A 12,008-nucleotide genomic window follows, 5' to 3' on the forward strand; every position below is an offset into this window, starting at 1 on the left:
AGCGCCATACGGCCCATCTTTTGGACGGGCGACGAATTCCTTTGCCGGAGCGGAAATGGATCGGTTAAAGGACATATACTTCGCCGAAAACGCGCCGGACCGCCGTCAGTGGCCGGAGCGACCGCAGGGGGGAAAGCCATGTCCGTTCAGGATGCTCATATTCTGGTCATCGACGACGCGCCGGAGGAAATCCGGTCGTTGCTGCACGCGTTGCGCGCCCAGTCCTGGCGCGTGACGCTGGCCACCACGGCGCAGCAGGGATACCAACGCGCCCAGCTCCTGGCACCCGACCTGATCCTGCTGGACGTGCGCATGCCGGGCATGGACGGTTTCGCCCTGTGCCGCCAGTTGCAGGAACTGCCGCGGGTGCGCCATATCCCGATCCTCTTCCTTACCTCCGCCGCCAGCATCGAGGAACGCCTGGAGGGCCTGAGCCAGGGCGGCGTGGACTATATCCTCAAGGGTTGCGAGCCGGCCGAGCTGCTGGCGCGCGTGCAGATCCACCTGCGCCTGGCCCCCCGGCCGGAGGCGTCCGTCCCGAACGTCCAGGACGCGACGGCGCCGAGCCAGGACGAGGTGATCCTTCGCGCCGCCATGCGGTTCATCGGCCGGCGCTTGTCCGAGCCGTTCGCGCTCGAACAGATCGCCAGCGCCGTCGGCACCTACGACAAGCGCCTCTCCACCATTTTCCGCCAGCGGCTGGGCATGACCGTGTTTGCCTGGATCCGCGAGGAACGCCTGCGCAAGAGCCGTCAATTGCTGGTCGATACCGAGCTGGGCATGCAGGAGATCGCCGAGAACATCGGCTTCCGCAGCGCCTGCAATTTCACCACGGCGTTCCGCGAGCGCCTGGGCGTGACGCCCAGCCAGTACCGCAAGGCCGCGCGGCAGGATGTTCCGGCCGATGCGGATGCCGTGGGTGCGTGACCGGATGAGCGCCCGCCACGTGCCGTTCCTGCGGCATGCCGTGATGGCCTGGCTCGTGATCGTCGCGTGCCTCGGCGGCTGGACGCCCTCGCGCGCCTCGGCCGTGCAACTGCCCTTGACCGTCTACGACCAGTCCAACGGACTGACCAGCCTCTCCGTGATCCGCATGATCCAGGACAGGGAAGGCTATCTCTGGGTCGGCACCGAAAAAGGCCTCTACCGTTTCGATGGCGTGGGCTTCCGCCAGGTCGATGCCGCGAATGGTTTCCAGACTTCGGAAGTCATCGGTTTCGCGGAGGACGCCGGCGATCACCTGTGGGTGGCTTCGCGGGCGGGCCTGCAACGGCGGGAAAGCGACGGCACGTTCCACTGGGTGCGTCCCGGCGGCATCCAGGTCATGGCCGACCGTGGCCAGACCCTCGCCGCCGACGACCGCGACGGCATGCTCGTGGTGAGCGGGCACCGCCTGTTGCGGTTGACCCAGGATGCCGGCGGACGCTGGACGGGGGCGCCGCTGTTCGGTGCCGGCGCGGAACGCCACGGCGACGACCCGGGCGATGTCGCCGCGGTGCTCCAGCGCAACGGCACCACATGGTTCGGCTGCGGCGTCGCCTTGTGCCGCCTGCGCGATGGCCTGCTGACCCGGTACGGCGTCGAGCAGGGCGTTCCCGCGGACAAATGGGTGGGCATCCTCGCCGCGCGGGACGGCAGTATCTGGGCGCGTGGCATTCGCAACGTGTTGCGGCTGGCGGCCGGCGCCTCCGATTTCACGAGCCACGAGATCCCCGGTGGCCATACCGAGGTCGCGGCGTCCAGCATCGACATCATCGAGGATCGCGCGGGACGGATCGTCACCCGCACGGACGTCGGCATCGCCCGCTGGGATGGCGCGCGCTGGGAATTGTTCGACACCGGTTCGGGCTTGCCCGGCGTGGGCATTTCCTCGCTGCTGGCCGATCGTGACGGCATGGTCTGGATGGGCACGTACGGCCGCGGCGTCGTCTACTGGAGCAACGCCGACGCCGTCGAGAACTGGACCTCGGCGCAAGGCCTGAGCAATAGCCTGATCTGGTCGATCGCCCGCGGCGACGCCCGTTCGGTCTGGGTGGCCGGCGAAGCCGGCGCGGAAGTGATCGTGCCGGAAGAAGGGCGTGCGCATCGCGGGCCGCTGAAGGCCGCGCCGCCCAACCAGGCGCACGCCGTCATCGTCGATGGCGGCGGCATCATCTGGTACTTCCTGTTCGATGGACGCGTGTTGCGTTACGAACCGAAAACGGAGAAGACCACGCAGGTCGCCGTGTTGCCGTACCTGGTGCGCGGCGCCTATCTCGACCGGGCCGGGCATTTCTGGGCCTACACGCTGGGCGGGCTGTACGAAGTCGATCCGGCGCAAGGACGCGTATCACCCGCCGCGCCCTCGCTCATGCCGTCCACCATGTGCTCTGACCTGGCCGAAGACGCCGCCGGCGACCTCTGGGTGGCTTGCAGCGGCGGATTGTTCCGGCACGACGCCGCCGGCTGGGCGCGCGTACGCGTGCAGCCGGAGGAAGCCTCCGGCGGCTACGAGAACGTGGCGGTCACGCCCGACGGGAGGCTGTGGCTGAGCTCGTTGCAGCCCGGACTGCTCGTCGGCCGGATCACGGACGCGGACCAGGTGACGATGGCGCCGGTGGACGATCCGCTGCTCGCGGATACCCGCTTCTATTTCCTGCGCGCCGACCGGCGCGGCCGCTTGTGGGCGGGCGGAGGCAACGGCGTCGATGTCTTCGACGGCGGCGACTGGACCCGGCTCTCCACGCGCGACGGCCTGCTCTGGGACGAGACCAACCATGGCGCGTTCTTCGCCGACGACGACGGCTCCATCTGGATCGGCTCGCCGATCGGCCTGACCCATATCCTCGACCCGGGACAACTCCTCGCGCCCCGCCGGATCCTCCCGCTGCTCATCTCCGCCCGCTACGGCGACCGCGATGTCGGCGGACCGGATGCCGCGTTGTCCTTCGAGGAAGCCGCGCCCCTCGTGCTGCGCTTCGGTGTATCGGGCAATGGCGCGGGGCAGCCGGTACGTTTTCGTTACCGCCTTTCCGGAGCCGACAAGGACTGGGTGGAAACCGCGCAGCGCGAGGTGCGCTACGCCTCGCTGCCGCCGGGCCATTACCGCTTCCAGTTGCAGGCGATCGATGCGAACCGGCGCAACGTGTCCGAGCCGGTCACGCTCGATTTCAACGTGGCCCCGCCATGGTGGCTCACGCGCTGGGCCTTCGCGGCGGCGGCGCTGCTGGCCCTGGCGTTCGTCGTGTTCGCCTGGCGCTGGCGCACGCGCGTGCTCATCCACCACGCGCAACGGCTGGAGCAGGTGGTCGAGGAACGCACGGCGGAACTGCGGCAGTCGCTGCAGTCGCGGCGCATGCTGCTGGCCCACATCGGCCACGACCTGCGCTCGCCGCTGGGCGCGATCCTGGATGCGGTGCGCCAGTGGCGCGCGGGCAGGACGGGGCGCGACTATCCACGGGCCATCGAACGGCATGTGCGCCAGCAGATGGACCTCATCGACGAACTGCTGGAGTTCTCCCGCGGCGACCTGACCGAACTCACGCTCGAACCCGTGCCGGGTTACCTGCACGGATTCCTCCACGACGTGGCGGACCATGCGGCACCGCTGGTGGAACGCCATGCCAATCGCCTGGAGTGCCACTTCGATCCGCGCCTGCCGTCGTTGGCGGTCGCCGACTTCCGCCGCCTGAGGCAGGTGCTGTTGAACCTCCTCGGCAACGCGGCCAAGTTCACCCACGACGGCCTCGTCGTCTTCCGCGTCGAACCGCGGGGTGGCGACGGCCTCCGCGTGCACCTGGCCTTCTCGGTCGAGGACACGGGCATCGGCCTCGGGGCCGACGTGGCCGCCGCGCTGGCGCAGCCTTTCACCCGTGGCGGCAATGCCGCGCAGCACGAGGGCAGTGGTCTCGGCCTGGCGATCGTGACCCAGTTGCTCGATCACATGGACAGCCGTCTCGTGGCCGAGCCCGTGGCTTCCGGTGGAAGCCGCTTCGGTTTCGAAGTGGCCTTGCCCCTGGCGAGCGAAGACGATCTCGAACCGGAGCTCGAGACGGGCGGCGACATAGGGGACATCGACGGCGAGGGCAGGGCCGTGCTGGTGGTCGAGCCGCATCCCGCACGACGCGCCGTGTTGTGCGACCTGCTCGATGGCTACGGCTTCCGCAGCCTCGCCGCAGCCGATGGCAGGAGCGCCATGAACACGCTGCGCGACGACGCGCCCGATGTGGTCGTGACGGAACAGCGGTTGCCGGACATGGAGGGATGGCGATGGTTGCTGACGTTGCGGCGTGAGCACCCGGGCTTGCCCGTGCTGCTCTATTCGGCCTTGCCGCCGCGACGTCCCGCCGATGCGGCGACCACGGAAGACTTCGACGACGTCCTGCTCAAACCCGCCACGGCGGCCGAGTTCATCGCGCGTGTCGTGCGTCTGCTCGAACCGGTAACGGATGAAACGGCGGCCGTCGCGCGCGACGACGTGCGCTGATCCTTCCTCCTTCACAAAGAACACGCGTCCCTTCGGGCAAAGGCCCGCCTCCACGACCCTGACGCCACGATGGCGGCCGGTAAGGCCTGGCCGCCCCGTGCCCGCGCGGCCGCCTCGTCCCACCTTTGCCGGAGCGGATCGTCGTCACGCCTTGCATGACGCAATTTCCCATCCCGCCGCCTTCTCATCGTCGACGTCCATGCATAGCATCGGCGCCGCCGCTGTGACGTAAATCACAGCTTCACATCGATAGCGATTCCCGAAGGCCTCCCGGCCCTCGGGATGGAGCCCGTCGGCCTACGTCATGCCCCGTCACCTTGAAGGCGATCCCATGCCAGGGACAAAGTCACCGAACCCCTTCCGTCCGCGTTCACACCGCTATGCGCTGGAGCCGCGCCAGATGTACGACGGTGCCGCGCTCGTGGAAGCGGCCAGCCACCATGTCGATCCCGCGGAAGCGGTGCATGACGGCGGCAAGTTCCATAGCGCCGCCGTGGAACAACCGGGTCATGCCACGGCGCCGCCGCCGGCGCCCAGCGTCCCTGCGCCGACCCAGGTCTACGTCATCGACCAGAGCGTGGCGAACTGGCAGTCCCTGGTCGCCCAGCTGCCGCCGGGCGGCCAGGTCGTGGTGCTGGACGACAAGTCCTCGGGCCTGACGCAGATCGCCGACGCGCTGCGTGGCGAACACGACATCGCCGCGATCCACATCATCAGCCATGGCGCCAGCGATTCCATTTCGCTGGGTACCGACACGGTCACCGCCGGCAATATCGCCTCCTACGCGAGCCAGCTCGGCGACATCGGCGCCACGCTTTCGACGAACGGCGACATCCTTCTCTACGGTTGCGACGTGTCGCACCAGGACAACGCGCTGGTCACCCAGCTGGGCCGCCTGACCCAGGCCGACGTGGCCTCGTCCACCGATGCCACCGGCGCCGCCGCGCTCGGCGGCGACTGGGTGCTGGAAAGCTCGGTGGGGCACATCGAGACGCGCTCGCTCGCGCTCGACTACGACGGCCTGCTGGTCGCGCCGAGCATCGGCACCACCAGCACCGGCCTCACCGTTTCCGAACCCAGCACGCTCAATGCGGCGGGCGCGGACCGCGGCACGCTCACCGGCTGGTCCATCGTCGACGATGGCGTCGGCGGCGACCGTGTGACCGTCACCGCGGTCGTCGCGGACCCCGCCAAGGGCACCCTGGTCACGGGTACGGCCGCCACGGCGGTCGCCGGCGGCTACCGGTTCACCGGCACCGTCGCCGAAGCCAACGCGTGGCTCAACCAGCTCAGCTTCGTCGCCGCCGACGTCGAACTGGGCAATACCGCCGCGCGCACGACCATCGATGTCACCGTCACCGATGCGCAGTCGCTCTCGGCGACGCGCTCGCTCGATGTCACCATCACGCCTTCGAACGATCCGGTGGCCGTGCCCGATGCCACCAAGACGGTGCTGGAAGTCGGCGCCGGCGACAGCCCGAGCGTCACCGTGATCGGCGCCGACACCCTGGTCGCCTCCGACGCGGAAGTGACCATCGGCACGCAGTCCGCCAGCCAGATCGTCTACAGCCTCACGGCGCTGCCGCAGTACGGTTACCTCACGCTCGACGGCAACCGCCTGGGCGCGGGTTCCGTGTTCACCCAGCAGGACGTGATCGACGGCCGCCTGAGCTACGTGCACACGGCCACCGGCGCGAACCAGGACGCCGCGGACGGCTTCGACGCCCGGGTCAACGACGGTGCGACGCCGCTCGACCGTTCCGCCACCGTCCACGTCAACCTGGCGGTGCAGCCGGTGAACCAGGCACCGACCGTCGGTGGCGCCGGCATGGTCTATGAAGGCCAGCCGGCCAACGCCGTGGACACGGGCAACGTGGGCCTGTACATCGTCGCCGGCAGCGGTGGCGATCCGCAGGACACGGCGCTGCAGGTCACCATCACGGCGCTGCCGACACACGGCACGCTCTATTACAACGGCGTCGCGGTCACGGTCGGCCAGAGCTTCGACTACGCCAACCGCAACCTGCTCACCTATCGCAACGACGGCGTCGACGGCGTCACCCAGGACAGCTACGGCGTGCGCGTCACCGATCTCGGCGGCGGCACCGGCACGCCGGGCAGCGCCGATGGCACGATCGTCCTCGATGTGCATGCCGTGGACGACGATCCCTCGCTGGACGTCGGCAGCACGCGCACGGCCACCGTGACCGGGGGCGGGAACGGCAGCGCGGGCCCGTACTCGGTCGTGCTCACCACGGCCATGCTCGGCGCGACGGATGTCGATTCGCCGGAACAGAACATCAGCTTCGTCACCAACCAGGCCGGGCTCACCCATGGCTACCTGCTGCTCAACGGCGAGGAGTTGAAGGACGGCGCCACCTTCACCATGGCCGACGTGCGCGCCGGCCGCGTGCAGTACGTGCAGGTGACCGGCGCCACGGCCGGGCAGCAGGATACCTTCCATTTCCAGGTGGTGGACAACACCACCGCGCTGCGCTGGAACGCCGACGGCACCACGTTCACGCGCATCGGTGGCGACTACACCGGTGGCGCCTCCACGGACACCCTGCGCGACTACACCTTCACCATCGCCCTCGCACCGACCCCCGATGGCAACAACGGCGGCTTCCCGGTCCACGATGTGACCACGGGCCAGCAGCAGTCGACCTATGCGGGTGTCGATCCGTCCGGCAACGCCATCGGCAGCGTGTCCGAAGGCGGCGCCATCGTCCTGCACGGTACGACGACGAACGGGCAGCCGACCGACTTCCACGCCATGCCCGGCCTCAGTTACACGGCCGAAGGCGTGGACCCGTCGCAGGTGGTCTACACCTTCCTCGGTTTCACCAGCGACGGCGCGGGCACCGGCACCGCCGGCACGTTGCAGAAGCAGGTGAACGGCACCTGGGTCGACGTCGCCGCCTATGGCACGTTCACCCAGGCCGACCTCGACGCCGGCCGCATCCGTTTCCAGCACGACGGCGCCAGCGAAGACTTCCACGCCACGGCCAACTTCTCGGTGTCCGCCGGCCTGATCACCGTGCAGAACGGCCAGGCGGTCGTGGACAGCTGGACGCCGTCGTTCGACATCTACGTGACGCCGACCAACGACCTGCCAACGGTCGTCGGCTCGTCCACCACGGTGATCAACGAGGGCGAGGTCGCCTATATCACGAAGGACCAGCTCGGCCTGGCCGACCCGGACGACGCCACCAGCGCGAGTTATCTCGAAAACTCGCCGACGCTTCCCGATGGCAGCCCCAACTACGCGTACAACAACGACGCCACGGGCGCCAACGCGCTGAAGTTCGTCATCACCAGCCTGCCTGCGGGCGGCAAGCTGCAATACTCCACCGATGGCGGCGCCAGCTGGCAGGACGTGACCGCGAATACCTTGCTGGATGCGTCCATCATCACCGGCAGCGCGGGCACCACGGGCCTGCGCTTCGTCAGCAACGGCTCGGAAGTGCGCAGCGCCAGTTTCACTGTCGAGGCGCAGGACCGTTGGGGCGCGCGTTCGGCCACGGACGCCACCGTCACGATCCAGATCACCAACGTCAACGACGCGCCGCAGATCGCGAAGGATCCCACCCAGGCCGATCCGTCCGTGCCCGTCGACTCGCCGAACAACATCGGCGGCACGCCGGTCAACAATCCGCTCACCGTGGCGGAAGGCGGCTACGCCCAGATCACCACGGCCATGCTCCAGGCCTACGATCCGGACAGCTCGGCCGAGCAGGTGCAGTACACGATCACCGGTGGTCCGGCGCACGGCAAACTGGCGTATTCCACCGACGGCGGCGCGACCTTCCACATCCTCGGTGCGGGTTCCTCCTTCACCCAGGCGGATGTCGCCGCGGGCCGTATCTACTATCTCAACGACGGCACCGAATCCACCGGCGCCAGCTATCCGTCGGCACCGGACGACCGCTTCTTCTTCACCGTCTCCGACGGTGACAAGGAGCAGGCGGGCAACGAGTTCTGGGTCTACACCGATCCCACCAACGATGCGCCGAAGGTTACCGCGCCGGCCGGTCCGGTCGACCTCGACAGCGCGGACCCGCAGTTCAACCCGGTGCCAGGCTTCAGCGTGGCCGATCCGGACCTCACCACCGTGGGTGGGGGCGAGACCGATTACTTGCAGGTCACGGTGCGCCTGCTGCATGCCGACGGCAGCGCGTTCTCGGCCGGTGAATACACCGCCGATGGCGTCACGATCGGTTATGCGGCCGGTGGCGGCGTGGTCGTGGATGGCGACAAGAACGGCGGCGGCGACTATCTCGTGCTGAGCGGCACGCGCGCGCAGGTCAACGCCGCGCTGGCCGGCCTCACCGTGAACTTCGCCGGTGACCGTGACGCGAAGTACCAGGTACAGGTGATCGCGGACGATCGCCTGCGCGACGCCAGCGGCAACCTCGTTGGCGGCGCGAACGGCGGCGACGTGAACCAGCCGGCCACGCCGGGTACCGGCGGTGCGACCACGCCCATCGATGCCACGAACTACGACTGGTACAGCGACGCGGCGCCCACCAACAGCGGCGACATCGCCGCCGCCTCCGTGGTGGTCCGCGCATCCAGCGTGAACGAGCCGGGCACCTTGACCGGTCCCACCAGCGGCACCGTGTACGAAGACCAGGCGACCCACATCGGTGGCGGCTTCGTCGTGGCCGATCCCGAATCGGCCGCGTTCGATACGCCGGTGACGGTGCGCGTGACCGTGCCCACCGGCACGCTCGGCATCGGCGGCAACGGCAACCAGACCAGCTTCACGCCGAGCGCGCCGGGCAGCCTCGCCGTCACCATCAGTGGGGACAACACCGGTACGCTGGTCCTGACCGGCCGTGCCAGCGATATCCAGGCGTTGCTCAACGACGCGACCAACGGCCTCACCTATCGCAGCGCCGCCAACGTCAACCACGACACGAACGGCGCCGCCGCGGGCGATGTCACCGTCACGCTGCACTTCGACGACACCGGCTCGAAGATCGGTGGCGATACCGGGGCGGGCAGCGTCGCCAACAATCCGGCCGACATCCAGGTCGCGCTCGACATCGTCGCCGTGAACGACGCGCCGACCGTGACGGCGGGCGCGGGCACCGTCTACCTCAACGGCAGCACGGCGGTGGGCGGCTTCGTCGTCGGCGACGTCGATTACACCGATGGTGGCGGGATCACCCAGGGCGAGCAGGATTTCATGCAGGTGACGGTGCGCGTCACCGATGCCGCCGGCAACCCGCTGGCGCAGTCGGCCTACGCGAACATCGTGCTGGGCTCGAGCAACGGCGGCACATCCGGCGCCACGGTGGACGGCACCTACGACGGGACCGATGCCGCGCTGGTCATTCGCGGCACGCGGCAACAGGTGAACGATTATCTCGCCGGCCTGCAGGTGTCGATCGGCGGCGATCTCGCCAATGCCGACCAGTCGTATCGCGTGGAAGTGATCGCGGACGATCGTCTGCGCGACACGGCCAGCGGAAGCCTCGACGGGTCCGGTGCCGCCAATGGCGGCCAGAACGCCGCCGCGAACGGTACCCAGGCGGTGCCGACCACGGCCGTCGATCCGTATGCGGTCGTGCCGGGCGGGCTCACCCAGAACGTGGCCTCCTCGTCTCGCGAGGTGTTCCCGTCCTCGATCAACAACCCGACGGCGATCGGTATCACCGGTCCCAACGGCACCAACGAAAGCGCCGCCGGCCTGTACACGCTCAGCCACATCACCCTGGCCGATCCGGATGCGGGCACGGACAGCATCACCGCCACGGTGACGCTGCAGAGCGGCTTCAGCATCCACGACGTCAATGGTTCCACGGCGACCTCCGGCAGCTTTGCGGGTGCCACGTATACCTTCGGCACCGATGGCCAGGGCCGCAGCACCATCACCATCACCGGTTCCATCGACCAGGTGCAATCGGCGATCAACGCGGTGGGCGTGCAGTTGCCGTCGGCGGAAGCGGGCGACAACAACGCGTACTGGAACGGCACCTTCCAGGTGCAGGTGGCCGTGAACGACAACGGCAACCACGGCAGCCGCCCGGACCGGCCGACGCTCGACGGCGATGCCGCATCGAACGCGGGTAGCGATCCCAGCACCGCCGGCGACCAGTACGGTTACGCCGACGGCGAGGCGGGTTCCTCGAACGCCCTCGTCACCACGCGCGTCTTCGATGTCACCGTCAGCAGCCGCACCCAGGTCAGCGAGGCCGGGTTGGCCGACAACAGCGGCAGCCAGGGCGTGGACGGAACCGAAACCTTCGCCCTGTTCAACGGCCTGGACAGCGTGACGATCGGCGATCCGGCCGCGGGCGCGGGTCATTCCGTCACGCTCACGCTGGCGCAGCTGCAGGACATCGCCAACGTGCCGCTCGCCGAGCGCACGATCCAGACCGATCACGGCACCCTGGTCGTGACCGGCTACCTTCCCGGTGCGGATGCGGGCCACGGCACGCTCGTCTACCACTACAGCCTCAACGGTCCCGTGGACCAGCCGGGCGCGACCGGCAGCAGCGAGACGATCGCGATCGCCACGCGCGACAACGCGGGTTTCACGGACAGCGGCAGCATCACGGTGGATATCGCCGACGACGTGCCCGTCGCGCACGCCGACACGAACACGGTGGACGAAGACGGTGCGCCGGCCACGGGCAATGTCGTGCTCACCGGTGGCGGTGCCGACCATGTGGGTGGCGATGCCACGCCGACGCCGGTGTCCGGCGTGGTGTTCGGCAACGCGGGTGGTCCAGTCAGCGGCAACGTCGGCGCGCCGATCGCGGGGCAATACGGCTCGCTCACGCTCAACGCCGATGGCAGCTACGGCTACACGCTGGATAACGCCAATCCCGTCGTCAACGCCTTGAAGGATGGCGAGACGCGTACCGAGGTCTATACCTACACGATCACCGACGCGGACGGCGATACCAGCACCACGACGTTGACCATCACCATCGTGGGTCATACCGATGGCGGCCCCGCCATCGTGCCGCACGACGGCAACGGCGCCGGCAATGGCGTGAACACCACCGGCGAAACCACGGTGTGGGAGTCGGGCCTGACCCCGAACGGTCCGGCGGGGCAGCCGCGTGACGCGACGGATACCGTCGCCATCTCCGCGCCGGACGGTCTCGTCAGCGTCACCGTGGGTGGCAGGACGCTCACCGCCGCGGAGCTTTCCGCGTTGAGCGCCGGCGCCCCGGTGACCATCGCGACGGCCCACGGCACGCTCGTGCTGACCGGCTTCACCGCGACCGCCGAGATCGGCGGCGTGCCGACCGCGGGCATGCTCACCTATACCTATACCTTGGGCGGATCCATCGCCCAACCCGGCGCGGACCACAGCACCGACGACATCGCCTTGTCCGTCACCGATGCCGGTGGCGGCAGTGCCACGGGCACCCTCGTGGTCAACATCGTGGACGACGCGCCGACCGCCCGTCCCGATAGCGCCGACATCGGCGAGGACGGCACGGCGGTCGTCAATGGCAACGTCGTCTCCGCGACGGGTCCGGGCGATGTCGCCGATCGCCTCGGTGCCGACGGAGTCGCT

Annotated in this window: 3 protein-coding genes; all 3 read left to right on the plus strand. The window is 68.8% G+C overall.

Annotated elements, in window-relative coordinates; all coding sequences use genetic code 11:
• Positions 1-138 precede the first annotated feature (138 nt).
• The gene (locus ACR9ZJ_RS05620) at positions 139-927 is read left to right on the plus strand and encodes a response regulator transcription factor (protein ID WP_481280335.1); all 789 of its coding nucleotides are present in this window, start codon (positions 139-141) and stop codon (positions 925-927) included.
• Entirely contained in the window at positions 905-4,465 is a 3,561-nt protein-coding gene (locus tag ACR9ZJ_RS05625; RefSeq protein ID WP_481287125.1) for a ligand-binding sensor domain-containing protein, read from the plus strand. The genes ACR9ZJ_RS05620 and ACR9ZJ_RS05625 overlap by 23 nt, the downstream gene beginning before the upstream one ends.
• A 331-nt stretch (positions 4,466-4,796) precedes the next feature.
• A partial coding sequence (locus tag ACR9ZJ_RS05630) for a cadherin-like domain-containing protein (RefSeq protein WP_481287126.1) occupies positions 4,797-12,008 on the plus strand: 7,212 nt, incomplete at its 3' end.

It is taken from the genome of Luteibacter sp. KNZ12-1A, from assembly GCF_056755675.1.